Source organism: Bradyrhizobium sp. AUGA SZCCT0431 (assembly GCF_018131065.1).
GTDB lineage: Bacteria > Pseudomonadota > Alphaproteobacteria > Rhizobiales > Xanthobacteraceae > Bradyrhizobium.
Map to the genome: position 1 here is coordinate 19,705 of NZ_JAFCLR010000023.1, position 26,767 is coordinate 46,471.

A 26,767-nucleotide genomic window follows, 5' to 3' on the forward strand; every position below is an offset into this window, starting at 1 on the left:
CCTCCTGAATCGGTGCGCACCCCTTTTGGGGGTTCGACTTGTTCGCGAGTCTTCAATCAACAGTTCCGCGCCGATTTCATTTCAAGCGCGGTCTACAAGCTCGGCTGTCCTGCACGGCAGCGGGCTTTGTCTTGTGTCACACCTGTCAAGATGATGGATGAAATCGCGGTGCGCCGCAAGCGATGATCAGACGCGGTCGGCCTCGTCAGGCGATGACGCATCTGCAGCATGCGTTGCCGCCCGTGGCACCGGATCGAACAGCGAAAACAGCATCAGGCCGGCAAGAAATCCGCCGATATGCGCTTGCCACGCCACGCTGCCACCGTCGGCGCCGATCGCAATCGATCCGACGCCAAAGATGATGTTGACGCCGAACCAGACGCCGAGAAATCCCAGCACGCGCGTGTCGCGAAAGGCCTGTCCGAGCGACAGCGCCGGCACTTTCGCCGCTTCATCCGCGTCGCCGCGGCTGAACGACAGGAAGCTCCCCTTCACAAAGGCAAAGCGGATGGCGGCCGCCATGGTGCCGGACACCGACGCCGACGCGCCGATCATCGGCGCGATCGCGTGTTCATGCGTGAGCAGGTGCGCAAGCGCGCCGGCCGCCGCCGTCACGGCCATGAACACGTAAAACCTGACCGCGCCGAACCGGCGCGCCAGCGCGCTGCCGAACGGCAACAGCCACAGCACGTTGAAGCCGATATGGGTGAGATTGGCGTGCAGCAGCGAATAGGTGACGAAGGTCCAGACCTTGGCGCCCGCGCCGCCGGGAAAATCGATGTTGAGCAGCGTCGAATCGTAGCGTTTCGGAATGAAACCGAAGACGTCGATGGTCCAGTTCTCGAGTTCCGGCGGCAGCAGCACCCGCAGATGAATGACCGCGATCAGCGCGATATAGGCCGTCAGCGCACCCGGCAGGGTCAGGATCGGCTCTCGCGGACCGTCCGGGGCTTCAAGCTGGGTTTCAGGCTGGGATTCCAAGGGGCCAGGGACCTTTAGAGACCTTTAGAGGTGGCTTTGGGGAATAATCGGCCCAGATAGGCGGCTTTGCCCGTGCTGTGCAAGTGCACAAAACGCGGAATGGACCCGCTCGCGTCCCGGGCGCGGTGCAGCGTGTCATTAGCGCGTTTACGCGCGTCTTCGACGCGCTATGGCTCCGCAGAGCCGAGACACGAGACCGGGTCGCTGTGCCAAAAAAAGAAAAAGGGAGGATGCTGAGAACATCCTCCCTCATCGTGCCGATCTTTTCGCGCCCCTGGAGCTTGAGGGAACATCCCCACCCCTCCCGCGCGACGACCAAACTGTTTGACGCCACCTGTGTACCAACCGAGCCGGTCAGTCGGAGATAAGCCGGCCGGGTCCGATGCGTTCCACTCTACGCAGGCCGCAGCTGGATCGCCAATCGCATAGTTAATTTAACGTTAACAACGCAAAGCCGCCGCCAAAGCGGCCAAACCGCGTCCACGGCATGGACGCTGCACAGCCTGTCCTGCACAACACAGAAGGGACAGCACGTGCGCAAAATCGGGACAGATATGTGCCGCCGAGCCACGGGCGGAGGCAAGGCCAACGTATGAAACATCCATCGAGCCGTCAGTTTTTTGCCTATTGGGACGCAAAACGCGGCCACGCGCGGGCACCTGACCGCAGCGAGATCGAACCCGGCGCGGTACGCGAACTGCTCGGCGACATCTTCGTGCTGGGTTACGAAAACGAGGCCGGCTTCCCCTTCCGCGTCGCCGGAACACGGGTCTGCGCCCTGCTCGGCCGCGACATAAAGGACAGCAGCTTCTCGGCGCTGTTCGCACCAGAGAGCCGCCGCGAAATCGAAGACATCGTGACTTACGTCGCCGAAGAAATGCTGGCCGCAGTCGCCGGCATCACCGCGACGTCGGAAGACGGCCGGACTGCGCATCTGGAATTGCTGCTGCTGCCGTTCAACAACCGCGCGCACGCGCCAATCAGCGTCACCGGCCTGTTGGCGCCGTTCGAGGACGATCTCGGCACGCTGAAGGATTTCAAGCTGACGTCGTGGCGCTATCTGCACCGGCCGGAGAAACTCGTTCCCCGCGCCTTGCGCAAGCTCGCCATCGCGCGCGGCTTCATGGTCTACGAAGGAATTACCGGCCGCTGAACCGCGCGGCGCGCTTTTCAAGAAACGCGTTGCGTCCTTCCAGCGCATCCGCGCTCCTGTGTATCTCGGCCTGCGTCTCGATTTCGCGCCGGAACTGATCGGCATAGCTGGCGTGTTCGCTCTCCTCGATCAACCGGCGTGTCGCAACCAGCGCCCGCGTCGGACCGTTTGCAAGCTTGCGCGCCAGCGCCAGCGCGCCGCCCTGAAGCGCGGAATCATCGAATACTTCCCGGACCAGTCCCCATTCCCTGGCCGTCTCGGCCGATAGCGGCTCGTTCATCAACATCAGTTCGAGCGCGCGCTGCCGGCCGACGAGGCGCGGCAACAGCCAGGTCGAGCCGAGATCAGGCACCAGCGCGATCCGGCTGAAGACCTGAATGAAGCTCGCCGAGCGCGCCGCGACAATCACGTCTCCCGCCATCGCGAGGCTGAAGCCGCCGCCGGCCGCAACACCATTGACCGCCACCACGACCGGCACCTGGCATTCGCGCAGCGCCCTGAAGGCCGGCCAGTAATACCGCATCACCCCATCGACAATGTCGTCGCCGAGGATGGAAGCGGCCTTGAGGTTCTGGCCGGAGCAGAAGCCGCGGCCGGCGCCGGTCAGGACCAGCGCCCGCACCCCGGGATCCTCGGTCATCTCGCGGATCGCGAGGGCAAGATCGCCCAACAGATCGGGCGTCATCGCATTCAGCGTCGCAGGCTCGTCCAGTGTCAGCACGCCGACGGCATCGTCGCGTTCCCGCTTCACTCCCGGCATCGCGTCCCTCCCCGAAATTTGGCCGGCCCTGCCGGGCCCGACATTAAGCATGATGGTACCGAAACAACGCACTGACAAACAATCGCTTTCAGCGGTCTTGACCGAAAACCGCCTTTACCGGGATACTGACCGGATTGGACGTGAGCGATGTTTGAGATCATTATTTTCTGCGTCATTTTACTGGCGGTTTCCTATTGGGCGGTCCTGTGGCTGATGGGACGGCGCGAGGACGTTTTGCACGGCGAATTCGTCGAAGCCGGCGCGCAGGGCGAAGAGCCGGTCCGGCCGGTATTTCCGGATCGACCTGCCATTCCGGAGCGTGCCGTTCGCCCGGTCTTTCCAACGAAGCCCATCGTCACGGAGAAGCCGGTTCAAACCGCCATCGCGGAGCCGACTGCTCAAGCGGCGTTGCCAGCGCAGCCGGCATTCAGGCCGGAACGCCTGGAATCGCTGCTCAACTCGATCAAGCAGGATCTCAATCAGCTGGTCCAGAAGTAGCTTTCGACCGCCGGTCGACGTTCAGGCCGAAATCCGTGCGCGCGTTGACATAGCTCGCTCGCGGTCGGAGGTTGATCGATAACTCTTGAAGGTGCGGCATTGCGCAATCGCTGGGGCATTCTTGCGATCCTGTTCGTGGTTCGCCTCACGATGGCCTTCCAGTTTCAGAGCGTGGCCGCGGTCGCGCCGCTGCTCGGCACCAGTTTCGGCGTCAGCCTTGCCGATATCGGACTGCTGATCGGCCTTTATTTCACGCCGGGCGTGGCGATTGCGTTGCCGGGCGGCGCAATCGGGCAAAGGTTCGGCGACAAGACCACCGTGCTCGCCGCGCTCGCGCTGATGCTGACCGGCGGCCTTGCGATGGCGCTGTCGGATTCCTGGACCGTGCAGATGGCGGGACGGCTGATCGCGGGCGCCGGCGGCGTGCTGCTCAACGTCCAGATGACCAAGATGGTCGCCGACTGGTTCGCCGGTCGCGAGATCGCAACGGCGATGGCGATCTTCATCAATTCATGGCCGGCCGGCATTGCGATATCGTTGCTGACCTTGCCCGCGATCGGCATCGCCTGGGGCGTGAGCGCGGTCTATTTCGCGGTCGCAGCCCTGATCGGATGGGGGATCGTTCTGCTTGCCGCGGGCTATCGATCGCCGCCGAAAGCGGCTGCGGTCTCCGGCGCTCCCGCACGTCTCGACCGCAACGTACTGATCGCGGTGATCGTCGCGGGGCTGCTCTGGGGCATCTACAATATCGGCTTTGCGATGATCTTCAGCTTTGGACCGTTGTTGCTGGTCGAACGCGGCTGGTCGATCGCAGCCGCAGGATCGACCATCAGCATCGTGCTGTGGCTGGCGGCGCTCGCGGGCCCGGCAGGCGGGTTTCTGGCGGATCGAACCAAGCGCCCGCAGACTGTTCTTGTCGGCGGCTGCATCGTGTTCGCGCTGCTGATGCTGATGCTGCCACGCTCCGGCGCGGTGCTCTTGACAGTCGTCGCGCTCGGCCTCGTCTGCGCGCTGCCGTCGGGGCCGATCATGAGCCTGCCCCCGCAGGTATTGCAGCCTTCCACCCGCGCGATCGGCATGGGCCTGTTCTACACGGTCTATTATGCGGCGATGATGCTGGGGCCGTTTGTCGGCGGCAGCCTCGCCAAATGGACGGGGACCGCTGCCACCGCATTCGACTTCGGCGCGGCGATGGTTTTGCTGTGCCCGCTGCTGCTGTGGACGTTCAACCGGATTGCGGCGGCACGGACACACACAGCTTGATGCACATACTTGATGCAACCGGCGATAACACATCATTAACCCTGTCGGCCTTAGGGTCTTCCTGACGCCGAAGGACCGGACGTCGGGTGGCGAAGAATGTCGTTTGCGCAAAAAAAATCCACTGTCCCGGTTGCTCAGGAGCGACGGCGCTTCCAGCGCGTGAAAGTCCACCTGCTCGGCCGCTACATGCTGCCGGACCGGCGTGAATTTCCCTGCCAGATCATCAATATGTCGCCGGGCGGATTGGCCCTGCTGGCGCCCGGCATCGGCAATGTCGGCGACCGCGTGATCGCCTATCTCGACCATATCGGCCGGGTTGAGGGCAAGATCACCCGCATCATCGACAATGGTTTTGCCATGACCGTGGGGGCGACCGCGCGCAAACGCGACAAGCTCGCCGCCCAGCTCACCTGGCTCGCCAACCGCGATATTCTCAATCTGCCGGAAGACCGTCGCCACGACCGTATCGTGCCGCGCAACCCGATCGCGCTGCTCACGCTCGAGGACGGCAGCAAGATGACCTGCCGGATCATCGACCTCTCGGCGTCGGGTGCGGCGATTGCCGCGGAAAACCGCCCGCCGCTGAAATCGCTTGTCATGCTGGGCAAGGTCCAGTCCCGGGTGGTGCGAAATCTCGAAGAAGGCTTCGCGCTCGAGTTCGTCCACGAGCAAATTGCCGAGACGCTCGAAGACGCGGTTAGCGCGCGGTAAAGCGCCAACCGCCCAAAATCCCCGATTTATCGACTTCAAAAGGCGGTATCCGCGTTGCCGGATGCCGCCTTTGTGCGCTCTGACGCCTGCCAGAACAGGTTAACGCCGGGCGCTTTTGCAACCACAAGTGCCACTGCGGCAGCGCCTGGCGCGTTAATGCGTAAAGTTTGAATCAATTGCAGTTGTTTCAAATTTTTGGCAAATTTTATTCAAGTATAGATCGAATTCGCCGCGGTTTTTACTTGTATTCGCGTCAAATGTACTTGGCTGACTTAGCGGCGGCGCAAATCCTTTGTGCGAAACATGGTCCCAACAAGAAACGGGGGCCACAATGTTGTTCAGGGGACAGGGGAAAGGATTGGCGGTTGCCGCCATCCTGCTGGGGATGAGCGTCTCTACGAGTTATCAGGCGAAAGCCGGTGACGCGCTCTATGCCAGCCTTGGCGATACCACGCGTTCGCCGATCGGTTGGGTTGAATTCTGCGCCGAGAACCCCGGCGACTGCCGCGGCGGCGCGTCACAGCCGCGGGACATCGTGCTGTCGCAGACGGCATGGCGAGATTTGCTGAGAGTCAACAAGTGGGTCAACGAGACCATCAAGCCGATCACCGACATGGATCATTGGGGTGTGATCGAGAAATGGTCGTTGCCGACGGACGGCTACGGCGACTGCGAGGACTACGTGCTGTTGAAGCGCAAGATGCTGATCGACGCCGGCTGGCCGCGCGAGGCGCTGCTGATCACGGTGGTGCGCGACAAGAAGGGCGAAGGCCACGCGGTGCTCACGGTCAAAACCGACAAGGGCGAATTCGTGCTCGACAACCAGAACGAAAGCGTCCTCGCCTGGACGGAGACCGGCTACCGCTTCGTCAAGCGTCAGTCGCAGAGCGACCCGAATCTGTGGGTGTCGCTCGGTGACAACCGCCCCGCGGTCGCCACCGCCAGTTCTCGCGATCGCTAACGACAAGGAATTTTACGAACCCGCGACCCGGTCACATCCCCACCCCTCCCCGTCCCAGACCGGTTCGCGCGCGGCCAGCCTTCCCCCAAAGGCTGGCCGCAACTTTTTGGGGGACCTGCAGACTTGATCGGACAGCTCATGCTGTTCGTTTTCGTCTGGGAAGTGCTTTCCTCTTTGCGCTTCTCCCCGGAACGCTCGTTGGTTGGCTGATCGGAAAGATTTCCGTTCCAACCTTCGCATGCGTGGCATTGGTCGTGAGTCTCAGTCTCCTTATCGGCCTCTTTTTTGCGGATGCCATTTTCGGGGGTACGCCGAACGCGCATGGCGATGGAGCTCAAATGACGATTGCGCTGCTTGCTCCGCCGATATTGCTGCCGATGCTCATCGGGATATGGATAAGTCGCCTTAAAGTCCGGACCAATCCGCAATCTCAGTAGAGTTTTCTCAACGCGCCACCGACGCCCGCGCCCTGGTTTCAAGGGCGATATTTTTTGTGTTGCCGGGCGGATATGAGATGATGACGCGTCTCTTCGGGAGATTGCCCCTTGGCCCACAACGAGATCGACGCCATCCGCGCATTGCTGGGTTCAAAACCGCGACCTGTCGGCTGGTCGGAGCGGCGCCAGCGGCTCGACGAAGTCGGATCGACCTGGCCGATCGCATCTGATGTGAAATGTCACGCCGTCGACTGCGACGGCGTGCCCGGCGAGTGGTCGCTCGCGCCAGGCAGCGACCCGTCGCGCGTGCTGCTGTATTTTCACGGCGGCGGGTATTGCTCCGGTTCGATCCAGAGCCATCGCCGGATGGTGACGGAAGCGGGCCGCGCGGCACAGTCGCGCTCGCTCGCGATCGATTACCGGCGCGCGCCCGAGCACCCCTACCCGGCCGCCCATGAGGACGCGCTGACGGCGTGGCGCTTCCTGCGCAAGCAAGGCATACCGGCGGCAAACATCGCCGTCGGTGGCGACAGCGCCGGCGGTAATCTCACGCTCGGGCTGATCGGCCGGTTGCGCGCGGCCGGCGAGCAGCTGCCCTGCTGCGCCTGGCTGGTCTCGCCCTGGACCGACCTCACGATGTCGGGCACCACGCTCGACACCAAGGATGCCATCGACCCGCTGATCCACCGGGCTTATCTTACCGAACTCGCGGACGCTTATGCGCCGTCGCCGCTCGATCGCCGGGATCCGCTGATCTCGCCGTTGTTTGCGGATCTCGCCGGCTTTCCGCCGCTCCTGATCCAGGTCGGCTCGGCGGAAACGCTGCTGGCGGACGCCACACGGCTGGCGGACGCCGCCGGATCGGCCAACGTCGCCGTGAGCCTCGAAATCTGGCCGCACATGATCCACGCCTGGCCGGTCTGGAATGCGAGATTGGCGGATGGTCGCCGCGCCTTGGCGAAGGCGGCAATTTATCCGCGCGCATTTGCAAGGGCCGTCGTAGAGCGTGTGCAGGGCGCGGACGCCGTCCAAGGCCATTCTGCAACGCAAAAGCCCGGGATTATTGATGTTTTACCCGGAATCCCGCCTCGACTGGGTGAATCCCGGGTTTCGGCGCAGCCAAGCCTGTGGTAATCGGGGGCATTGAAATTACGTCCGGATTTAGCGTCTCATGATCGAACCCGCCCCCCGGAATACCAGTGCGCTTGCGCGTATCAGCGGCCAGCCGATCGCAATCGGCGCTGCGGCCCTCGTCATTGTCGTGCTGGGAATAGGTTCGATCACGCTGTGGCGGGCCTATACCGGCACCGCGCCCGAAACCGACCGCGTCGTTGCGGTCAGGCAATTGCAGGCGCGTACCGCGCAGGCGTCCGAACAGCTGGTCGAGAAAACCAAGGGCCTCGAAGCCACCCAGCAGGAATCGATCGACCAGCTCCAGGTGGTCCAGGATCAATTGCTGACGGTGCGCCGCCTGCTCGCCGCGCAGCAGGCCGATACCAGAAAGCTCTCCGAACAGGTCGGCACCCTGACGGAATCGATCGACGGGTTGCGGCAATCGTTCGCGAGCGCGCAGGCGTCCGAACCGGCCGCCCCGCCCTCTGCCCGCAAACGGTCGGTCAGGAAATCCAACGCGGCAAAGCCGCGCGCGAGCAAGAGCGCCCTCAAGCGCGGCAGATCGAACGGCTGACGCCCGCCCCGAACGCGGTCCAGGACCGTCCCTCAAAGCCAGAGGAACGGACCGAGCGCCTTTCGTGATGCTCTCCGCACGATCCGTGCCCTTTGCGTGGCTGATCGTGACGCGTTCAGCGCCCGTCCGCCGTGCCCGGCTGCAGACCCCCGGCGGCAGTTCTCCACCACATGCCACCAAAAACCCGCCTTTCTGCCAATTTTGTGTTCCGAGTGTGAACTGCTTCACATATGACCGCGGGAATCTCCTGCATGCTGCAGTTCACCGGATGGCGTGAGCCGATTTCAATATCCGGGGCTGGCAAGGTCGTTGACGGTATATTGCGTCGACGGCCTTGTTTTTTTTGCCCCCATTCATCCCTCGCCCCGGCGCTTCCGAAATCCACGATCAGATTGAACCTCGCAAGCAGGTGATTTGCCTTTGGCCGGCATTGTTTGCTGAATGCGCCTCCCTTGAGCCCGTGCGGTCCTGATGCATGAGGACCGCGCTCTACTCGTTTGTTTTTGATGCGTTTTCATCAGCGGAGGGATCCCCTTGCGCCGGAAGACGCCATGCAAGGAGCTGGAGCCTCCCCATGAGCGCCGACCCCCTCCCGACCGCCGATGTCACCGGACTGACGAAAATCGCGCCGTTTTCCCGCCGCAGCTTCATGACCGCGACGGCCGCCGTCACGGCCGGCTATACGCTCGCCGCCGGGCCGGTGCGGGCCGACGTCATCAAGACCGACACCAACGGCCTTAACGCCGGCGATGCCCGGATCAAGGTGACCGACGGCGAGATGCCCGGCTATTTCGCCCGTCCCGAAGGCGCCGCCAATCCGCCGGTCGTGCTGGTGGCGATGGAGATTTTCGGGCTGCACGAATACATCAAGGACGTAACGCGGCGCCTCGCCAAGCTCGGCGTGTTCGCGGTGGCGCCGGATTATTATTTCCGCAAGGGCACCGATCTCACCAAGGTCACCGACATCCCGCAACTGCTGCCGATCGTGAATTCGAAACCGGACGCCGAATTGCTGTCCGACCTCGACAGCACGGTGGCGTGGGCGAAGTCGCAGGGCGGCGATACTTCGCGGCTCGGCATCATCGGGTTCTGCCGCGGCGGGCGGACGGTCTGGGAATACGCCGCCCATAGTTCCACGCTCAAGGCAGGCGCCGCGTTTTACGGCCCGCCGGTCGATCCGCCGAACCCGCTCTGGCCGAAGAGCCCGACGCAGCTCGCGCCCGAGATGAAGGCGCCGGTGCTGGGCCTCTATGGTGAAGCCGATAGCGGCATTCCCGTCGCCACCGTGGAAGCCCTGAAGGCCGCCCTGGCGGCGAACAAGAAGACCGCCGAGTTCAAGATTTATCCGGGCGCCCCGCATGGCTTCCACGCCGACTACCGTGCCAGCTATCGCAAGGAAGCGGCCGACGACGCGTGGGCGCAGATGCAGGCCTGGTTCAAGAAATACGGCGTGCTGAGCTAAGAATAGCTGCGGGCAAACCACAGGCGTGAAAAATGGCGCGCAGCCAACGGCTGCGCGCTATTTCAAGAGACGGCCTATCCGACGCGATCGCTGTTGCGATGCGGTCTGGATACCGTCTGCTCGATTTCCCAGAGTATCCAGACGACGGCCGCTCCCAGACTGACAACGATACCCAGGAGCACGAACGTCAAAGCCGGGACTGTGAGCATGTTCAGCATCCCTGATGTGAGGCAAGCGACGTACCAGCAAACCAAACGCAGCCTCGGTGATTAAACACCGGGGCCGCCGAAATCATCCCGATAACCCGCCAGGCCGGGATTAGTTGCAACCTGAACCGACGCAATCGCGCGGCTCGTGTTCTCACTTCTGCGCGACCGGGCAACGTGCAGCCGCTGTACCTAGCAGCCCCGGCAGATGCTCTTCACCTTGCGATCGATGGTCCTGTTTTCCTGTTGGATGGCGGCATCGACATCCGCATGCGGTCGCGCCGTCGACCCTGTGCCCGCAGCGCCGGTCGTGACCCCGGCCCCGGTGTTCGCAGGCGGGCCCGACGATTGGGCGGTGCCGGCGCTGTTGGTGCCGGGCGCAGCGGGAAGCCTGGCCGCGTTGCCTGTGCCGCTCGGATCGTTGCCCGAATTGTTCAGACCGGCCGCGTTTGCCGGGCCGGGTGGCACGCCATTGATGGAAGTCGGGCCGGCGCCCGCCGATCCCGCACTGGGCGTACCCACCGAGCTGCTGCTTCCTGATGTCGAGCCGCTTGCGGCGCCGCCAGCACTTGTGCCGCCAGCACTTCCGCTGCCGCCGCCTGCGCTTTGCGCGAACGAAATGGCCGGCACGGTCAGGATGGTGAGCGCGATCATTGCTGCAAATGCGGTTGGTTTGGTCATCGAGAACTCCTTTCCTGGTTCAACGACGGCGAAACAGCCTTGTTCCGGCCGGAACGATTTCGGGCGCGGACCATTATGCAAACGCATCCGCTACGTTGCCGGAGCCGAGGACGCTTGCGCAAACTGATCGCTTTCGACGACGACACGTTCGACAAGCTGACCCAGCTTGGACGCGACCGGATGGCGACGATTCAGGAACTGGCCGATGAAGCCTTTGCTGACGTTTTGAAGAAGCACGGCATCCCGATCGATCTCAAGGACGCACTTCGCAAGAGCGCAAAACTTTCCAGCGCCAAAACAGAAAAAATTGCAAAACAGAAGAAGTCAAAAGCCCGGAAGGCAACATCATGACGACCGAGCCCGATCCGTTCGAGCAGGGTCAGCGCGCCGCGCGCGCGAATATTCCGGCTGAAGCAAATCCATATCAGGACGGCAGCGAACAGCACGCACTCTGGGCAGCCGGGCACGAACAGGTTGCCAGCGCGGCCGAGGCCCAAGAATCTGAAGATGAATCCGAAGATACCTGACGCTGTGTTCAGCCGATCTTCTTCAAACCTTTTTTGAAACGCGGCCCGTTGATGGCGTAGGACTTCGCCGCACGTCCCATCGCCGTCGCCTGCTCGGGCGAAAGTGTGCGGATCACGCGCGCGGGCGAGCCGATGATCAGGGAATGCTCGGGAAATTCCTTGCCCTCGGTGATAACGGATCCCGCGCCGACGACGCTGCCGCGGCCGATCTTCGCGCCGTTCATCACGATCGAGCCCATCCCGACCAGCGCGCCATCCTCGAGCGTGCAGCCGTGCAGGATGACGTTGTGGCCGACGGTGCAGTTTTTGCCGATCGTCAGCGGAAAGCCGGGGTCGGTGTGGCAGGTCGAATTGTCCTGCACGTTGGAGCCTTCGCCGATCTCGATCCACTCATTGTCGCCGCGGAGCACCGCGCAGAACCACACGCTGGCCCCATTCTTCAGACGCACCTTGCCGATGACGGTGGCGGTATCCGCGATGAAATAGTTTCCGTCCGCGGGAAGATCGGGCCCCTGCCCGTCGAGTTCGTAGATCGCCATGATGATCAGGTCTCCGTTTGTGGAGACCTTGGCACAGCCGCCAGCGCATGATCAAGCAAGCGGCCGGATACGCCTCATGCGAACCGGCTTTAGGCGAACAGGCTTTAAGCGAACAGACCTGCGGCCCGCAGCGTCATCAGGAAGAACGTGCCCGACATCAGGCTCCAGAAGCCGGCGAGCACGGTCGCCATCATCACGAATTCGAAGCGGCGGCGCTCGATCCTGGCGCCGCGCAGCGTATTGCGCATGATGATGAAGGGGGCGGCAAAAACCAGGAACGGAACCGCGGCGAACGTCTTCGGCGCCACGCCATCCCCGAGCAGCCCGAAACCGGCGGGCCGCGCCGCCATGGCCTGGTAGCCGCAGGTCAACGCGCCTGCGAGCGCAAAACCGATGCAAAGGGAAAACAGGGAATTCAACGCATCGGGCGACATGGAACACATCCGCTACAGAACAACCGCGCCCTGCTTTCGCAAAATCGGGGACCCGCCGCCACAGCATCCTTAAGGAAAGGTTAACAGCGGGCGGCCGCAGCCCCGTTTGCGCATGGCTCGCGCTTGCCCGATGCCGGTGAAATCATACGGAAATCCCGCCGCCCGTGGCATATTCGCCGGTGATTCGGCCTCAGCCTCGAACTCGACCGATATTTCTTTCATGACATTGCTTTCGACGGCCCAGCACATTGCCCGCGATACGCGGAAGGACCCGCGCTCGCACATGCTCCTGATCGTGGTGGCAGCGACCATCACCGCCGGCGCAATCGGGCTCGTGGCCTATCTCCTGTGGCCAACCTGGGGCAACGGTGCAGCCAACGCGCCGTCGCGATTACCGGTCAGCGTGGGCGGCACCCTCTTCAACGTGCCGACGTCGGCGATCCGCAGGAAAATCCAGCGCCATTCCGGTCCACAGGAACGCGTCGATCTCAACTTCACATTCCCTTCGCTCGAAGCGCCAGAGTTGCCCCGGCACATGAGCGCCGATACGGTCGAAGAAAAGGTGCAGCCGATCGACCGGATCTTCCTGTCGATCTCGGCGCACCACGACACACTGGCGCCCGACGTCCGGGTCCGCACCATCTATCCGCGCTATATGGAGCAGGCCGCAACGCCGGTCGACGACGGACTGGCGATGCGTGCGTTTCGCGACGGCTCGCCCTATGCCAACGAGGATCTGTTCACCGCCAGCGCGCCAGGCCTCAACGCGCGCTGCACGCGCGACGGGGTGACGCCCGGAATGTGCCTGAGCGAGCGCCGTGTCGACGGCGCCGACCTGACGTTCAGATTTCCGCGGAGCTGGCTATTGCAATGGCGCGACGTCGCCAATGCGATGAACCGTTTGACAGCGCAATTGCACGGGCCGCAAAAATAGCGGCGCAAGCGCCGGCTTTGCTTTGTAGGGTGGGCAAAGCGCAGCGTGCCCACCATTTCTTTCGTCGAACAAAGGTGGTGGGCACGGCGCAAGCACGCCTTTGCCCACCCTACGGCATTCGCCTCAGCCCTGATCGACCAGGTCTTCCTCGAGGATCGCCATCTGGAACTGGAAGGAACGATCGTCGTCTTCGTCGTCGACGAACAGGACGCCGATGAACTCCTCACCGATATAGACCTCGGCGGAATCATCCTTTTTCGGGCGCGGCACCACGCGAATTTTCTGGTTGCCGAATACGCGCTTGAGATAGGCGTCGAGCTTCCTGACTTCCTGAACGTCCACGGCGGTCTCCAATCGGATATTATGGGGTTTCCGGGGAGTATTAGGCCGAGACGGCGCAGACCGCCAGCCGTATCTTCACGAGATCGACAGGTCAGAAAGTCCTTAAAAATCAGATACCGATCGCGTTAAGCATCTGGTCCATGGTGCGCGACGGCTCGGCGCAGCCGGCCTCGCCAACGATCTTGGCAGGAACACCCGCCACGGTGACGTTATGCGGCACCGGTTTGACCACCACCGAGCCTGCGGCGATGCGCGCGCAGTGACCGATCTCGATATTGCCGAGAATTTTCGCGCCGGCCCCGATCAGCACGCCGTGGCGAATCTTGGGATGGCGATCCTCATTCTCCTTGCCGGTGCCGCCGAGCGTGACACCGTGCAGGATCGAAACATCATCCTCGATGACAGCCGTCTCACCGCAGACGAAACCGGTCGCATGATCGAGGAAGATTCCGCGGCCGATGGTCGCCGCCGGGTTGATGTCGGTCTGGAACACCGCGGACGCCCGGCTCTGCAGGTAGTAGGCGAAATCCTTGCGCCCTCGCTTGTACAGCCAGTGCGCCAGCCGATGAGTCTGCAGGGCGTGGAAGCCCTTGAAGTAAAGCAAGGGATCGATGAAGCGCGACGTCGCAGGATCGCGGTCATACACCGCGACCAGATCGGCGCGGAACGCATTGCCGAGATCGGGTTCGTCGCGCAGCGCCTCGTCATAGGTCTGGCGGATCAGATCGCCCGACAGCGCCGAATGATCGAGCCGCTCGGCCAAGCGGTGGATCACCGCATCTTCCAGCCGCTCGTGATGCAGCACGGTCGAGTAGATGAAGGACGCCAGTTCCGGCTCGCGGCGAACGATGTCTTCCGCCTCGTTCCGCACGCGATCCCAGATCGGATCGAGCGCGGCCAGCTTCGAACCCTGCGGACTGACCTGATGCACTGCCATGGGTTTCTCTCGGGTTTCTCGGCTTGTTCTCTTGGCTTGTTTCGCCCCGCGTTATAGCACGGCGAACGGATGGCTGTCCCGGGGCGGGCGCCGGCAGAGTAAACCCCCGCCGAACGCCCCAGGATCGGTTAGGGTCAGTTCAAGGTGGTTGGCGATTTCAGGAAATCAAGCCGGGTAAGGTCCGACTATTGGTGAATTTCGGCCCCCCGGCCATTCCGGGCAAGCTGGCCGAAATTGGGGGGGGGAAACCACATGAACACGCAGATTTTGCGCGCGCGGACGGCCGACTCACGGCTGGTCTGGATCGCCGCCATCGCCATCCCCCTGATGTTGCTCGCCCCTGCCCTGTGGAACGGCTATCCGCTGCTCCAATGGGATACCGGCGGCTATCTGGCACGCTGGTATGAAGGCTACCTCGTGCCAAGCCGCTCCACGGTGTTCGGCCTCTACCTGCATTTCGGCGAAGACTCCGCGTTCTGGATCAATCTCGGAATCCAGGCGCTGGCAACGCTGTGGATCCTGCAGCTGACGCTGCGTGCATTCGAAATCGCCCAACCCTTGCGGCTGCTCGCAATGAGCCTGGTGCTGGCCCTGGCCACTGCACTGCCGTGGCTCGCGAGCACGCTTCTGACCGACCTCTATGCAGGCCTGTCGGTGCTGTCGCTCTTCATCCTGGTCGCGCTGGGCGAGCGGACCTCGACAATCGAAAAATGTTCGCTGTTCGCGCTGACGGCGTTCGCCGCAGCCTCGCACAGCGCCACGCTGGCAGTGCTGCTCGGGCTGTGTTGTGTGGGTTGGATCGTGCGTCCGTTTTCGCGCGGACGGATTACCGTTTCCGGACTGATGCAGGGCAGCCTTACCCTCGTCGCCGGCGCGGCGATGCTGCTGGCGGCGAATTTCGCACTGTCTGGGAAAGTGGCGTGGACGCCCGGCGGCTACGGCGTCGCCTTCGGACGCATGCTGCAGGACGGCATCGTCGCGCGTTACCTGAAGGAGCATTGCCCGCAGCAGAAGTTGAAGCTCTGTCCCTATCGCGACCAGTTGCCTGCAACGGCCGATCAATTTCTGTGGGGCAACAGCATGTTCAACACGCTTGGCCGCTTCAAGGGCCTGGGCGACGAGATGAGCTTCATCGTGCTGCGTTCGCTGGCCGAATATCCGGCACGGCAGATCGAGGCGGCGATCACCGGAACCGCGCGGCAACTGGTCCATGTCGCGACCGGCGAAGGCACCAATGAATGGATCGGCCACACCTACGGGATCATCGAGCGTTACATCCCAACGCAGGTCAAGGCGATGCGCGCCGCGAACCAGCAGCGCTGGCGGCTCGACTTCGCCGCCATCAATCGTCTCCACGTTCCGGTGGCGCTTGTCTCGATGCTGCTGGCCGTAATCGTGTTCGGTCGCGGCCTGTGGCGGTGTCCGTTCGATGATCTCACGCTCCTCGCGGGAACCGTTACATTGGCCGTGCTCGGCAACGCCTTTATCTGCGCCGTGATATCAGGCCCGCATGACCGCTACGGCGCGCGCATGGCGTGGGTCGCGACCTTCGTGGTGCTGATCGCGGCGGCGCGGCAATTTTTCGGCGAGGACGGAGCGCGCAAACGCTCAGCCTCGCCGTGAGAGAAAGTCGATGACGCCGGCCTTGTAGACCTTGTCGCCGACCGCGCGCATGTGATCGCGGTTCGGAATATCCAGCACCTCGGCGTCCGGAATGATCTCGCCCAGCGCCTGCGCCGAGCCTGCGATTTCGTCTGACGTGCCGACCGCGATCAGCACGGGCACGTGGATAGCGGCGGCTTCATCCCGCGTCATCAGGCGCCGCGAGCCGCGCAGGCAGGCCGCCAGCGCGCGGCGGTCGGAACGGGTCTGGTCGGCAAAAGCGCGAAACGTCCGCCCGACCGGATCGGTCACGTCGTCCAGCGACGGCGCCTCGAGTGCGAGGGCGACGTTTTCGCCGGGGCCACCGCCCGTGATCATCCCGATCCCGATGCCGCCCAGGATGGCCGAGCGCAGCCGCTGCGGCTGGCCCAGCGCCATCACCGCCGTCATCCGCGATCCCAGTGAATAGCCCATCACGTCGGCTCGCTCGATTGCCAAATGATCCAGCAGCGCGATGACGTCGCCGGCCATGATCGCGATCTCGTACTGCGCGGAGTCGTACAGCTTGCCGGAATCGCCATGCCCGCGATTGTCGAGCGCGATCACGCGGCGCCCGGCTTTCTTCAGTTCGGACACCCAGGTCGGATAGACCCAGTTCACGTTCTTGCTCGAGGCAAAGCCGTGTACGAGAACGATCGGATCGCCCTCGCCTTCGTCGAGATAGGCAATCTCGATATCGCCGTTGTGAAAACTCGGCATCGCTAGTTCCATTTTTTGGGGAGTTCAAAATGCGCGATCGGAAGACGATCGCAACTCTAGCCGCAGGTGGCGGCGCCCGCCAGAGCCGGGCCGGGAAGCAACGCCGCAGCCGCCGCCTGCTCACGCTGCCGCCTCGCCTTCTTGCGGCGCAGATACGCCATGGTGGCGCGTTCTGTGATCGCCTTGATCGACGACAAGAAGCCGAACAGCGCCAGCAGTGCACTGAATACCCACAGTGACAGATTGAATGCGCCGGCCGCCAGCAGCAGGGCGCCGCGGCCGAGCAGTTTCAGGATCGCCCGGGTCTGGCCACCCTTGGATTCCGCGAGCCGGGCGGCGCGCGCGATATCCTTCGGGCCCTCGGCGATGCGCAGCGTATCGAGCGCACCGCGCGTACCGGCCTTCTCTCCGACGCGGCCGACGTCCTTGGCCAGCCGGACCAACGCACCGGCCTTCTCGGCGCGGAACGCCGCCTTGATCGCGCTTACAGTCGCGCCGGGCCGCAGCACCGAGCCGGAGGCGACCGCCTTCTGCAGCATCGGCCCATCGACGACCTCGCGCGCCGAGCGGCCGGCCCATAGCATCAGCCCCTCGCCGAGGCGCCCGACCTTGCGGGCATCCTTGACCATGGTCAGACCGGCACGCACCGGTAGCGCGCCACCGACTGACACATAGGTCGCCGCCGTCACCGCCAGGCCCACTGTCGCAAGTCCCAGCACCAGATGATCGGTGTCCTCGCCCATCGCCAGATGCTTGCTCTCGCGCACCACGTCGCGGATATCGCCGAACACAAAGAGATCGCCGGCCACCGTGCCCGACAGGCTCGCGACATCCTCGGCGTTGCCGGTGACGAGACCGACCGCGAAACGTTTAGCAAAATGCGAGGTTGAGTTCGCGTCCGTGACGGCGTCGTTCACGCGCGTCGACAGAGCTTCGCTAATGGCGATGTTCTTGTCGCGCGCAAGTTCGGCGAAGCTGCCGGCAAGATCGGCATCGCCTGCCGCCAGCGCCGCCTCGATATTTTCTGCGACAAGCGCCGGGTTGTTCCGTAGGGCAGAATTGATCCTCAGATCGGCCAATTCGGACGGTTCGTCCTGCGCCGCCAGGATCGCAAAAGCGTCGCGCGCGTGTGGCCATAGCGCCGCACCCACGGCGATAGTTGCCACCATGCCCGCCACCGCCAAACTGAGCCCTGCCCGCTTCATCCTGCAAAACCTGGGTTTTCGCTGCCCTCAACATAATGTGCCGCATTTGCGACACAACGTCCCCGACGAAAGAAGGGCTTCTCTGGGACGACAAGATTGTGTCGAATTTGCATGAGCAAATGTGCGGCGGCGACGTTCAAGAATCTGGGCTCTAGGAATCAACGGAACCCGTCAGTATGGTGCGCGGCATTTCGGGCCGCCGCATCGTTGGTTGCGTCCGTCCGTCATTGCTATCCAAGGTGAAACAAGATGTCCGATCATGTCGTCCCGCACTTTCACAACGACGCCGGCGTCTCGGTAATCGAGATCGGCTCGCAGGAATTCATGTGCGTGGGCGCCAATCCGCCGTTCGACCATCCGCATGTCTTCCTGGATCTCGGCAACGACAACGAGATCATCTGCCCCTATTGCTCGACGCTCTATCGTTTTGCCGCCGACCTCAAAGCCGGCGAAGCGCGCCCCCCGGAATGCGTGCTGAAAGACAAAGTCGCCTGACAGGTCCGCCGTGGCGGTTACGCGCACCATCGTTGTCGCTGGTGCAGGGATCGGAGGACTGACCGCGGCGCTGGCGCTCGCAAAGCAAGGCTTTCGCATCGTCGTTCTGGAAAAAGCCGAGCGGCTGGAGGAAGCCGGCGCCGGCCTGCAGCTTTCGCCCAACGCCAGCCGCATCCTGGTTGAACTCGGTCTGCAGCCGCGGCTCGCCGCGAGCGCCGTGACGCCCCAATCCATCAACATCATGAGTGCCCGGGACGGCGGCGAGATCGCTCGCCTGCCGCTTGGTGAGGCCGCGAATTTTCGCGCCGGCGCACCCTATTGGGTGGTGCATCGCGCCGACCTGCAGACGGCGCTGCAGGCCCAGGTCGACCACAGTCCCGACATCGAATTGCGGCTTGGCTGCCAGTTCGAGGATGTCACCGCGCACGCCAAGGGACTGACGGTCGTGCAGCGCCACGGCAATGCGCGGCAACAGGAACTGGCCGTGGCGTTGATTGGCGCCGACGGCATCTGGTCGGCGGTCCGGCATCATTTGTTTCCGGAGGTCCAGCCGCAATTCTCCGGTCTGATCGCCTGGCGCGGCACGCTCGATGCGACGGCGTTGCCGCGCGAATACACGTCGCCGCGGGTGCAACTCTGGATGGGACCAAGAGCGCATCTCGTCGCCTATCCGATCTCGGGCGGGCGGCGCATCAATGTCGTCGCCATCGTGCCGGGGACGTGGAACAGGCCGGGCTGGAGCGCACCGGGCGAGGCCAATGAAATCAAGGCGGCGTTCTCGCAGCAATGGCCGGCGACCGCGCGAATGCTGATCGGCGCCGTCGATGAATGGCGGCGATGGGCGCTGTTCACGGTGCCCGATATCGGCGGATGGAGTGACGGCGCGATCGCGCTGCTCGGCGATGCCGCGCACGCCATGCTGCCGTTCGCCGCGCAAGGCGCGGGAATGGCGATCGAGGACGCCGCGGTACTGGCGAAAGCCTTGAGCGAATGCGCCGGAGACAATACCGCCGGCATCCCGGCAGCCTTGAAGCGCTACGGACGGCTGCGCCGCTCCCGCGTGTTAAGGGTTCAGCGCGCCGCCCGGCGGTCCGGACAAATCTATCATCTGACCGGACCGTTGGCGCTCGCGCGCGATCTCGCCATCAAGTCGCTCGGTCCTAGGCGAATGCTGGCGCGGCAGGACTGGATTTACGACTGGCGGGCGTGAACATCCGACGCGAGCGCGCGGCGCGGGAAGTCTTCCGGAGGACGCGTCATCGCGACAATGGACGGGATCCCCTGACGCCTGCAGATGGCGCAGGCGTCGCCGCCGCGCTCGCGGCAGGTTTGGACTCCGGCGGCGCCTCTTGGCATTTGTTGCGCCGCCACGCTTCCTCGGCGAATTTCGATTGCCCCTGGGTCGCAATGAGTTCGTTGCGATAGGCAAGCTCCGACACCACCGAACCGCCGACGCCGGTTTCAGCCTTCGCCATCAGGCCCTGCAGTTCCGCCTTGCGCCCGGCAATCCGGGCGCGTTCCGTCTCGAGATGCTTGCATTCGTAGAGATCGTATTTGGCGGGATCGGCGAAAGCCGTCGACATGTTGTCGCCCACGCTGGCACAGCCGGAGAGCCCTGCCCCTGCCGCGAGCAGCGCCAACACGCCTACGGCACGCGGAATTCGCCGGCGATGGGACGTGGATTCGGACATCGGACCTTCATAAGCCAACAACGTTGAGATTGCCTAAAGCAGGACCAGATGTCCGCATTGAGGCTTTGCGTCCGGCCCCGCGTTCCCTTAAGGAAAGGCGCGGTTTCCGGGGGCGGATTATCCCATTTCCACTTCGCCGGCAAACGCGCTAAGTACCTGATCTTCTGACTAAAGCGGACGTGGCGGAATTGGTAGACGCAAGGGACTTAAAATCCCTCGATGGCAACGTCGTGTGGGTTCGAGTCCCACCGCCCGCACCACGCTTCGCCCTGACGGGCTACGCGTGGCACGGCCACGCGGAGGCCGTCAGGGCGAAGCGTGTCCGGCGTAGCTGAAGCGCAGCGAAAGCGAAGACGGACTGCCTAACGGGCCAAAACTGGATCAGCCCGTCGATTGGGGCGAAGCGTGGGCGGGGGGAAGCGACGTTGCAGCAGACTAGCCTTTTCGAAATGCGCCGGCTGGAGATGCTGAGCAACACGATCTTCGGCGTTGCGATGACGCTGCTCGCCTACGACCTGCCGAAGGCCGGCAGTTTCGCGAGCGCACCGGCTTGGATCGACCTCGTTCGCGTTTATGCGCAACCGGTCATCGCGCTGACGATCAGCTTTGTTGTCGCCGGCCTGTTCTGGTTCAGCCATCACCGGCGGCTCGCCGTTGCGCCGGAAGCCAGCCGCGGCGTGGTATTCCTCAATCTGCTGTTTCTACTGTCGATCATCATCCTGCCGGTGACGAACGGTCTGTATGGCAGCTATCGGCTCGACGGGGTGGTCGCCGTGATTTACGGGATTCATCTCGCTACGATCGCCACGCTGAACGGCCTACTGTGGATTCTGGCGCTCTGGGGCCGCCGCGATATGCCATTACGGGTGACGGTATTATTTCCGATTTTGGTATTTGTCGTCGGAACAGCCATCGCCACATTCTCCCCGAAGGTGGCGCAGTTCATCTGGTGCCTGGCGTTTTTCTCGCCGGTCGCAGGCTGGCTCGCCGAACGATGGTCGCGCTAACGAACGACCTTCGCGTCGGCCGCCTTGATCAATCGGCTCGCCTCTTCGGAAATTTGCCGCTCGACCTTCGGCTGAAACTCTTTCCGATCGAGTCCCGGCGGAATCGGCGGCAGATAGGACAGCGAAATGTTGCCGCTGTGAATCAGCAGCGTCTTCTTGCCCCAGAACAATCCGGAATTATGCGCCGTCGGCAACACCGGGATATCGAGATTGGTGTACAGCGCGGCGATGCCGGCCGCATGGAATGTCATGGGCTCGTCGACCGCCTGGCGCGTGCCTTGCGGAAATATCAAGACCTTGCGGCCTTCGCCGATCGCGGCCCTTGCTTCCGCGATCATCTGCTTGAGCGCCTGCCGGCCGGCTGACCGGTCGACCAGGATCATCGGATAGCGGTGAAGGAACCAGCCGACCACCGGGATATTGAGCAGTTCCTTCTTGGCGACGATGCTGGCATCGGGAAAAATCACGCAGAGCGCAACCGTCTCCCACAGCGATTGGTGATTGCAGGCGATGATGCATGGGCCAATTGGAATGTTGTCGCGGCCTTGCTCCCTGTAATCCAGCCCCACCACGTATTTCAGAAGAAACACGATGCCGTGCGACCACAATTGGGACACCGCGCGAACCTTTGCGCTGCTCGCATCGAAAACCCACAACAGGGGTATCGCCGGCGACAGCACCAGCGTCCACAGCACCACCAACGTATCGAATGCGACCGATCTCAGATAATGCAACGATAATATCCCTTGAGGCTTCCGCGATTGACGGGCCCCAAATACAGTACTTTTCGGCCCTTGCATAATTCCGGGCCGCCCCAAACGACCGCCTGCCCCAAAGAAAAATCGTTTCGCCGTGGACCGGCCGGCATTGTCTATCTAGGATTGTCGCGTGCCTGCCCTGGAACAGATCACCATCTCCCCGCGCCTCACCTTCGACGCCCTCGTCGCGGGCGAGGCAGGCGCGCCGGTGGTGTTGCTGCTGCATGGCTTTGCCGAATCGATGCATTGCTGGCGCGCCCAGGTCACGGCGCTCGGCGATATGGGCTACCGCGCGATTGCGCCGAGCCAGCGCGGTTACTCTCCGGGTGCGCGGCCTAACCCCCGCGAGTTCTCGCATTACCTGATCGACCGCCTGATCGACGACGCGTTGGCCATCGCCGCAGCCTCGGGCTATGGCGAGGCGCGCTTTCATCTGGTCGGCCATGACTGGGGCGGCAGCATCGCCTGGGGATTGGCCGACCGTTGCCACGAGCGGCTGGCCTCGCTCACCATTCTTTCGCGGCCGCATCCGAACGCGTTCAATCGCGCGCTGCACATGTCCGACGGCGAACAGGCGAATCGCTCGCGACACCACAAGGCGTTCCTCGAACCTGACGCCGCCGACATAGTGCTCGCCGACAACGCCAAATGGCTGCGCGATCGGCTCATTGCCAACGGCGTTCCCGCCGATGCGATCGAGCAGCATCTGGCCGTGCTCGGCAACAAGGACGCGATGGAAGCGGCGCTGGCCTGGTACCGCGCGCGCGGCGCGGTCCGCGGGCCGCTCGGTCCGATCCGTGTGCCCACGCTCTACATCTGGGGCGACGCCGACGACACCGTCGGCCGTATCGCCGCCGAAGGCACCCGCGATTTCGTCGCCGCGCCCTATCAATTCGAAGTCATGCCCGGCGTCGGGCATTTCGCGGCCGATCAGGCGCCGGAACGGGTCAGCGAATTATTGCTGGCGCATATCGCAGCGCACCCGGATTGACGGAACCTAATGCCCGCAAGAATGTTGTGCTGCAGCAATTGGAGCATGACGACATGGCAGGCGAACAACCTTCTGACGAACACGCGACTGAGAAACCCTCGCCCGAAGCGCCGTCTTCCACCGGGCAGCCATCGCCGCCGAGGGGCCCACCGCTGCAAAATGATGGACTGGAACTGATCCGCGACAGTCGCTGCTAGCGGCCCCGTGCCATCAAGCGCTGGCGGCGAATTCCTGATGCCGGCCAGGCGCGGCGTCGAACAACGCCCGGGTATATTCGTGCTGGGGCGCGGCGAAGACCTCCGCCGTGGTGCCCTGTTCAACAATTACCCCGCGCTGCATGACCGCGATCCGGTCACAGACCTGGGCTGCGACCCGCAAATCATGGGTGATGAACAGCACCGCCAGATTAAACTTTCGACGCACCTCGTCCAGGAGCTTCAGCACCTGATCCTGCACGGAGACGTCGAGTGCCGACACCGGCTCGTCGCCAATCAGCAATTCAGGCTCCATCGCCAGCGCCCGCGCAATGCAGATCCTTTGGCGCTGGCCACCGGAGAACTGGTGCGGGAAGCGATCGATCGCGGCCGGAGGCAGGTGCACGATCGCCATCAGGTCGCGCGCACGCTGCAGCGCCGCCTTGCGGCTGACGCCAAAATTCATCGGCCCCTCGATGATCGCCTCACCGACCGTGCGGCGCGGATTGAGCGATCGATATGGATCCTGGAAGATGAACTGAACGCGCCGGCGCATCGGACGAAATTTCGCCTCCCGCATTGCCGCGATATCGATGCCGTCGATCTTGATGCCGCCGCCTGAGGTGTCGACCAGCCGCGCGACGCAACGCGCCACTGTCGACTTGCCTGAACCGGACTCGCCGACAATGCCGAGCGTTTCACCGCGACGGATCGTCAGCGAGACGTCCTTGACCGCGGCCACGACGCGCGCTTTCGGCTGGAACAGCGATCGCTTGCCATAAGTCTTGAAGAGATTCTCGGTCTGCAGGACCACCGGACCGGTCACCGGAGATCGCTTCGGCGGCGTCATGCTCGGCACCGCGCGCAACAGCATCCTGGTATAGTCCTCGCGCGGGGCCCGCAGCACCTCCTCACAGGGACCCTGCTCCACGATCCGGCCCATCTGCATCACCACGACACGATCGGCGATCTCGGAAACGACGCCGAAATCGTGGGTGATGAACAGTACGCCGGTTTTCGTGCGCCCCTGCATTTCCCGTACGAGCTTGAGGATCTGAGCCTGCGTGGTGACGTCGAGCGCCGTGGTCGGCTCGTCGGCAATCAGCAGAGCGGGGTCGAGCACCAGCGCAGCCGCGATCATGATCCGCTGGCGTTGGCCGCCGGACAGCTGGTGCGGATAGGCGTCGATCATCTGTTCAGGGTCCGGCAGTTGCACCGAGCGCATGATCTCAAGCACACGCGCGCGCTGCTCCTTCTGGTCGAGCCTGGTGTGGATCTCCAGCACTTCACGGATCTGGTCGCCGACCCGCTCGACCGGGTTGAGCGCCGTCATCGGCTCCTGGAACACCATGGCCATGCGGGTGCCGCGGATCGCGCGCAGCTCGGAATCGGATTTTGTGAGCAGTTCATCGCCCTGCAGCCGGATCGAGCCGGACTCGACCCGCATCGCAGCTTTCGGCAACAGGCCCATCACGGCCTGCGCCGTCACCGACTTGCCGGAACCGGATTCGCCGACCACGCAGACGATCTCGTCGGCACCGACGGTGAGGTTGATACCCTGCACGGCGTGCGTCCGGTCGCCTCCCCTGATGGAGACGGAAAGATCGGAGACTTCGAGTACGGTATTGCTCACATCACACCCGCTTCGCCATCTTGGGATCGAGCGTATCGCGCAAGCCGTCGCCGAGAACGTTGACGGCCAGGATCGTGAACGCAAGGCAGACACCTGGATAAATGATGTTATGCGGGAACAGGCTGAACACCTCTCTTCCCGCGGCCATGATGTTGCCCCAAGTCGGCACTTCCGGCGGCACGCCGATGCCGAGGAAGGACAGGATGGCCTCGATCAGGATGGCGGACGCGCAGATGAAGGTGCCCTGCACGATCATCGGCGCGATGGTGTTGGGCAACACATGCCGCCACAGCAGTTTCGGAGTCGACGTGCCAAGCGTCACCGCGGCTTCGACATAGGGCTCTTCGCGCACGCTGAGCACGATCGAGCGCACCAGCCGGACGACGCCGGGAATCTGGGGAACGGTGATCGCGATGATGACGGTCAGCACGCTGGAGCGGAACAGCGACACCATGGCGATCGCCAGCAGGATGGCTGGAATCGCCATCAACCCGTCCATGATCCGCATGATGACGGCGTCGAGAATGCGGAAGAAGCCGGCGAGCAGACCGATGAACAGGCCACAGGCGACGCTGATCAGCGCCACAGTGATGCCGACAAAGAGCGAGACACGCGCGCCATAGACCACGCGGCTGTAGACGTCGCGTCCCAGGCCGTCGGTGCCGAACTTGGCGATCATCTTGAAGCGTTCGCCGGTGTCCGTCCGCATCGTAATTTCCGCGCCGGGGACCTTGTTTCGTGCAATCGGGCTGATCGCCGTCGGATCGATGGTTCCGAGCCAGGGCGCGAACAGCCCCATCAGCAATACGATCGTGATGACGGCGGCGCCGAACACCACGCCCGGGTTGCGCAGCAATTTGCGATACGCCGCGGGCTTGGCCGGGCTCGCCGGCAGAGCGGGTTCAAGGATCGTTGCGTCGACCATCAGTAGCGGATCCTGGGATCGAGGATTGTGTAAATCATGTCAACCGCAAGGTTGATCATGACGTAGACGAACGAAAACAGCAGGATCACGGCCTGGATCGTCGGATAGTCGCGCGCCAGCACCGCGTCAACCGTGAGCCTGCCAAGGCCTGGGATCGTGAACACGCTCTCGGTGACGACGACGCCGCCAATCAGGAGCGCCACGCCAAGTCCGATCACCGTGACGATCGGAACGGCGGCATTGCGCAGCGCATGACGGAACAGCACCTTTCGCTCGGACTGTCCCTTGGCCCGCGCGGTGCGGATATAATCTTCCGACAGCACTTCCAGCAAGCTGGTGCGCGTCATGCGCGCGATCAGCGCGATATAAATCACCGACAAGGTCACCGACGGCAGGATCAACCGCTGCACCCAGCCGCCAATCCCCTCCGAGATTCGCTGATAACCCTGCACCGGCAGCCAGTTCAAATAGACCGCGAACAAATAGATCAGCAGATAGCCGATCACGAACACGGGCACGGAAAATCCGAGCACCGAAAAGCCCATCACGATGCGGTCGATCCACGAACCGTGCCGGTGCGCCGCCAGCACGCCGAGCGGAACAGCGACGAATATCGCAATCAGGATCGTGAACACGGCGAGCGACAGGGTCGGCTCGATCCGCTCACCGATCAGCGAGGCCACCGTCTTCTTGAAGAAGAAGCTTTCGCCGAAATTACCGGTCAACACCCGGCCCGACCAGATCACGAACTGCTCGATCATCGGCCGGTCGAGGCCGAGTTGGCTGCGGATCTGCGCCACCTGTTCGGTGGTGGCGTTGTCGCCGGCGATGATCGCCGCCGGATCCGAGGGGGTCAGCCGCAGCATCAGGAAGATGAAGACCGCAACCACCAGCATCACGGGGATCGTGCCGATCAGACGCCGGAAGAAGTAGCCGTACATCGACATGGTGGCGCGATCCTATAAACCGAACGGGCGGCGGCGAACCGCCGCCC

Annotated in this window: 30 protein-coding genes and 1 tRNA gene; 17 read left to right on the forward strand and 14 right to left on the reverse strand. The window is 63.3% G+C overall.

Annotated elements, in window-relative coordinates; translation table 11 throughout:
* Positions 1–186: 186 nt before the first annotated feature.
* Positions 187–981, reverse strand: coding sequence for a rhomboid family intramembrane serine protease (locus JQ567_RS22295; RefSeq protein WP_212440782.1), 795 nt, complete (start codon positions 979–981; stop codon positions 187–189).
* A gap of 592 nt (positions 982–1,573) precedes the next feature.
* Between JQ567_RS22295 and JQ567_RS22300 the strand changes: the two genes are divergently transcribed.
* Positions 1,574–2,134: a PAS domain-containing protein gene (locus tag JQ567_RS22300; protein ID WP_212440783.1), complete on the forward strand. Its 561-nt coding sequence runs from the start codon at positions 1,574–1,576 to the stop codon at positions 2,132–2,134.
* Here the strand turns inward: JQ567_RS22300 and JQ567_RS22305 are convergent.
* Complete coding sequence (locus tag JQ567_RS22305) at positions 2,121–2,894, reverse strand: enoyl-CoA hydratase-related protein (RefSeq protein WP_212440784.1); 774 nt, start codon at positions 2,892–2,894, stop codon at positions 2,121–2,123. The two genes, JQ567_RS22300 and JQ567_RS22305, sit on opposite strands and share 14 nt — an antisense overlap.
* A gap of 147 nt (positions 2,895–3,041) precedes the next feature.
* Here JQ567_RS22305 and JQ567_RS22310 point away from each other — a divergent pair, with 147 nt between their 5' ends.
* The 7 genes from JQ567_RS22310 to JQ567_RS22340 all read left to right on the forward strand — a co-directional run bounded on the left by JQ567_RS22310 (position 3,042) and on the right by JQ567_RS22340 (position 9,913).
* Positions 3,042–3,392 (forward strand): hypothetical protein, encoded by a 351-nt coding sequence (locus tag JQ567_RS22310; protein WP_212440785.1) that lies wholly within the window; start codon positions 3,042–3,044, stop codon positions 3,390–3,392.
* A 99-nt stretch (positions 3,393–3,491) separates the two neighbouring features.
* Positions 3,492–4,655 carry a CynX/NimT family MFS transporter gene (locus JQ567_RS22315; protein WP_212440786.1) on the forward strand — a complete coding sequence of 388 codons (1,164 nt, stop codon included), beginning with the start codon at positions 3,492–3,494 and terminating at the stop codon, positions 4,653–4,655.
* Positions 4,656–4,751: 96 nt separating this feature from the next.
* Positions 4,752–5,366, forward strand: coding sequence for a PilZ domain-containing protein (locus tag JQ567_RS22320; protein WP_212204845.1), 615 nt, complete (start codon positions 4,752–4,754; stop codon positions 5,364–5,366).
* 331 nt (positions 5,367–5,697) lie between these two features.
* Positions 5,698–6,327, forward strand: a complete 630-nt coding sequence (locus JQ567_RS22325; RefSeq protein WP_212036163.1) for a transglutaminase-like cysteine peptidase — start codon at positions 5,698–5,700, stop codon at positions 6,325–6,327.
* 545 nt (positions 6,328–6,872) lie between these two features.
* Complete coding sequence (locus JQ567_RS22330) at positions 6,873–7,898, forward strand: alpha/beta hydrolase (RefSeq protein ID WP_212440787.1); 1,026 nt, start codon at positions 6,873–6,875, stop codon at positions 7,896–7,898.
* 37 nt (positions 7,899–7,935) lie between these two features.
* A complete protein-coding gene (locus JQ567_RS22335) occupies positions 7,936–8,451 on the forward strand; it encodes a hypothetical protein (protein ID WP_212440788.1) in 516 nt (171 codons plus the stop codon).
* A 649-nt stretch (positions 8,452–9,100) separates the two neighbouring features.
* Complete coding sequence (locus tag JQ567_RS22340) at positions 9,101–9,913, forward strand: dienelactone hydrolase family protein (RefSeq protein ID WP_409363628.1); 813 nt, start codon at positions 9,101–9,103, stop codon at positions 9,911–9,913.
* A 398-nt stretch (positions 9,914–10,311) separates the two neighbouring features.
* Here JQ567_RS22340 and JQ567_RS22345 read toward each other — a convergent pair whose 3' ends face one another.
* Positions 10,312–10,800, reverse strand: coding sequence for a hypothetical protein (locus tag JQ567_RS22345; protein WP_212440790.1), 489 nt, complete (start codon positions 10,798–10,800; stop codon positions 10,312–10,314).
* 114 nt (positions 10,801–10,914) lie between these two features.
* On the opposite strand from JQ567_RS22345, the gene JQ567_RS22350 reads away from it, so the two are divergent.
* Both JQ567_RS22350 and JQ567_RS22355 read left to right on the forward strand, forming a co-directional pair.
* Positions 10,915–11,151, forward strand: a complete 237-nt coding sequence (locus JQ567_RS22350; protein ID WP_212265959.1) for a hypothetical protein — start codon at positions 10,915–10,917, stop codon at positions 11,149–11,151.
* Positions 11,148–11,327 (forward strand): hypothetical protein, encoded by a 180-nt coding sequence (locus tag JQ567_RS22355; protein ID WP_212440791.1) that lies wholly within the window; start codon positions 11,148–11,150, stop codon positions 11,325–11,327. Before JQ567_RS22350 ends, JQ567_RS22355 begins: the two co-directional genes overlap by 4 nt.
* Before the next feature lie 8 nt (positions 11,328–11,335).
* On the opposite strand, the gene JQ567_RS22360 is transcribed toward JQ567_RS22355, so the two are convergent.
* A complete protein-coding gene (locus JQ567_RS22360; RefSeq protein ID WP_212440792.1) occupies positions 11,336–11,866 on the reverse strand; it encodes a gamma carbonic anhydrase family protein in 531 nt (176 codons plus the stop codon).
* A 104-nt stretch (positions 11,867–11,970) separates the two neighbouring features.
* Positions 11,971–12,300: a DUF6949 family protein gene (locus JQ567_RS22365; RefSeq protein ID WP_212265849.1), complete on the reverse strand. Its 330-nt coding sequence runs from the start codon at positions 12,298–12,300 to the stop codon at positions 11,971–11,973.
* A 220-nt stretch (positions 12,301–12,520) separates the two neighbouring features.
* Between JQ567_RS22365 and JQ567_RS22370 the strand changes: the two genes are divergently transcribed.
* Positions 12,521–13,234 carry a hypothetical protein gene (locus JQ567_RS22370; protein WP_212440793.1) on the forward strand — a complete coding sequence of 238 codons (714 nt, stop codon included), beginning with the start codon at positions 12,521–12,523 and terminating at the stop codon, positions 13,232–13,234.
* A gap of 123 nt (positions 13,235–13,357) precedes the next feature.
* On the opposite strand, the gene JQ567_RS22375 is transcribed toward JQ567_RS22370, so the two are convergent.
* Positions 13,358–13,576, reverse strand: coding sequence for a DUF3126 family protein (locus tag JQ567_RS22375; RefSeq protein WP_192734033.1), 219 nt, complete (start codon positions 13,574–13,576; stop codon positions 13,358–13,360).
* Between the two features lie 109 nt (positions 13,577–13,685).
* The gene (gene cysE / locus JQ567_RS22380) at positions 13,686–14,513 is read right to left on the reverse strand and encodes a serine O-acetyltransferase (RefSeq protein ID WP_192734034.1); all 828 of its coding nucleotides are present in this window, start codon (positions 14,511–14,513) and stop codon (positions 13,686–13,688) included.
* A gap of 252 nt (positions 14,514–14,765) precedes the next feature.
* Between cysE and JQ567_RS22385 the strand changes: the two genes are divergently transcribed.
* Complete coding sequence (locus JQ567_RS22385; RefSeq protein WP_212440794.1) at positions 14,766–16,136, forward strand: hypothetical protein; 1,371 nt, start codon at positions 14,766–14,768, stop codon at positions 16,134–16,136.
* Here JQ567_RS22385 and JQ567_RS22390 read toward each other — a convergent pair.
* Both JQ567_RS22390 and JQ567_RS22395 read right to left on the reverse strand, forming a co-directional pair.
* Entirely contained in the window at positions 16,122–16,874 is a 753-nt protein-coding gene (locus JQ567_RS22390; protein WP_212440795.1) for an alpha/beta fold hydrolase, read from the reverse strand. The genes JQ567_RS22385 and JQ567_RS22390 overlap by 15 nt on opposite strands.
* 56 nt (positions 16,875–16,930) lie before the next feature.
* Positions 16,931–18,079: a hypothetical protein gene (locus JQ567_RS22395; RefSeq protein WP_212440796.1), complete on the reverse strand. Its 1,149-nt coding sequence runs from the start codon at positions 18,077–18,079 to the stop codon at positions 16,931–16,933.
* 249 nt (positions 18,080–18,328) lie between these two features.
* On the opposite strand from JQ567_RS22395, the gene JQ567_RS22400 reads away from it, so the two are divergent.
* Positions 18,329–18,574, forward strand: a complete 246-nt coding sequence (locus JQ567_RS22400; RefSeq protein WP_192734038.1) for a zinc-finger domain-containing protein — start codon at positions 18,329–18,331, stop codon at positions 18,572–18,574.
* Between the two features lie 10 nt (positions 18,575–18,584).
* A complete protein-coding gene (locus JQ567_RS22405) occupies positions 18,585–19,784 on the forward strand; it encodes an FAD-dependent monooxygenase (RefSeq protein WP_212440797.1) in 1,200 nt (399 codons plus the stop codon).
* A gap of 46 nt (positions 19,785–19,830) precedes the next feature.
* On the opposite strand, the gene JQ567_RS22410 is transcribed toward JQ567_RS22405, so the two are convergent.
* On the reverse strand, positions 19,831–20,265 hold the full coding sequence (locus tag JQ567_RS22410) for a twin-arginine translocation pathway signal (protein ID WP_212440798.1): 435 nt from the start codon (positions 20,263–20,265) through the stop codon (positions 19,831–19,833).
* A 173-nt stretch (positions 20,266–20,438) separates the two neighbouring features.
* On the opposite strand from JQ567_RS22410, the gene JQ567_RS22415 reads away from it, so the two are divergent.
* Positions 20,439–20,525, forward strand: a tRNA-Leu gene (locus tag JQ567_RS22415).
* A 189-nt stretch (positions 20,526–20,714) separates the two neighbouring features.
* Positions 20,715–21,272, forward strand: coding sequence for a TMEM175 family protein (locus JQ567_RS22420; protein ID WP_212440861.1), 558 nt, complete (start codon positions 20,715–20,717; stop codon positions 21,270–21,272).
* Here the strand turns inward: JQ567_RS22420 and JQ567_RS22425 are convergent.
* Entirely contained in the window at positions 21,269–22,006 is a 738-nt protein-coding gene (locus tag JQ567_RS22425; RefSeq protein WP_212440799.1) for a 1-acyl-sn-glycerol-3-phosphate acyltransferase, read from the reverse strand. The two genes, JQ567_RS22420 and JQ567_RS22425, sit on opposite strands and share 4 nt — an antisense overlap.
* A gap of 154 nt (positions 22,007–22,160) precedes the next feature.
* Here JQ567_RS22425 and JQ567_RS22430 point away from each other — a divergent pair, with 154 nt between their 5' ends.
* Entirely contained in the window at positions 22,161–23,021 is an 861-nt protein-coding gene (locus JQ567_RS22430; protein ID WP_212440800.1) for an alpha/beta fold hydrolase, read from the forward strand.
* A gap of 210 nt (positions 23,022–23,231) precedes the next feature.
* Here the strand turns inward: JQ567_RS22430 and JQ567_RS22435 are convergent, their stop codons facing one another.
* The 3 genes from JQ567_RS22435 to JQ567_RS22445 are packed head-to-tail and all read right to left on the reverse strand — an operon-like array spanning position 23,232 to position 26,714.
* Positions 23,232–24,848: an ABC transporter ATP-binding protein gene (locus JQ567_RS22435; protein WP_212440801.1), complete on the reverse strand. Its 1,617-nt coding sequence runs from the start codon at positions 24,846–24,848 to the stop codon at positions 23,232–23,234.
* A 1-nt stretch (position 24,849) separates the two neighbouring features.
* On the reverse strand, positions 24,850–25,773 hold the full coding sequence (locus tag JQ567_RS22440) for an ABC transporter permease (protein ID WP_212440802.1): 924 nt from the start codon (positions 25,771–25,773) through the stop codon (positions 24,850–24,852).
* Positions 25,773–26,714: an ABC transporter permease gene (locus tag JQ567_RS22445; protein ID WP_212440862.1), complete on the reverse strand. Its 942-nt coding sequence runs from the start codon at positions 26,712–26,714 to the stop codon at positions 25,773–25,775. The genes JQ567_RS22440 and JQ567_RS22445 overlap by 1 nt, the downstream gene beginning before the upstream one ends.
* Positions 26,715–26,767 lie beyond the last annotated feature (53 nt).